At 65.9% G+C, this 684-nt stretch carries 1 pseudogene; it reads right to left on the bottom strand.

Annotation, left to right across the window (positions count from 1 at the left end):
- Positions 1–446, bottom strand: a pseudogene (locus tag CXQ91_RS25600) (TIGR01906 family membrane protein); the annotation flags it as partial.
- Positions 447–684 lie beyond the last annotated feature (238 nt).

Below are 684 nucleotides of genomic sequence, written 5' to 3'. Positions count from 1 at the left end.
GGCCGGTGGTACTCCACCCACAAGAAGACGGAGGTGGTGACCAGGCGGATGGAAAGGACCAGCAACACCACCGGGTAGAAAACCGCCAGCAGCACCTGGAACACGCGCGGCAGCACGGGCTTTGTGTTGGCGGCCAGCTCCCTGGCAGCCAGCCGCTTTTCCACTTCCTCCTGGGGAGGACGGATCTGCAGCATGGTGGTGGGTGAGGACTCCACGAACACCTCCGGCTCATCGTCCGGCTCGGCGTCAAGCTCGGCCGCCGTGGGCAGCTTGGGCATTCTAGCCGCGGGGCGCATGGGCTCGGGATCACTGCCGTCAAGCGGTATGTCCAGCTTGATTTTGGCGGCGGGCTCCGCCTTGATTACCGGGGCAGGGGCCACCGAATCGGGCTCATGCGAAGTAGGGGACGTGGTGCCGGGTTCTTCAGGGGTCAGGTTCTCGCTCACACCGTGAAGATTACCGGCGGCAGACACGTCTGGGACGGTGCCACCCCGTTCCGATGCCAAACTGACACCACCTTCACAGCTTGTTTGCCCCATCGGACAGTGCAACACAGCGGAAGGCTCAGCTGGCGGGTGCCACCGCACCGGCGTCGTCCTCGGAGAGGTCCCCGATCTCCCCCGCCAGCCACGCCCGCCGCCCCAGCACCAGCGCATAGCTCCAGTACCCTGCCAGCACCAGGGC

This window comes from Arthrobacter sp. Y81, from assembly GCF_002929335.1.
Taxonomy (GTDB): Bacteria; Actinomycetota; Actinomycetes; order Actinomycetales; family Micrococcaceae; genus Arthrobacter.
Note: the sequence above shows the minus strand (reverse complement) of the source record. Positions and strands in the feature narration are given on the sequence as shown.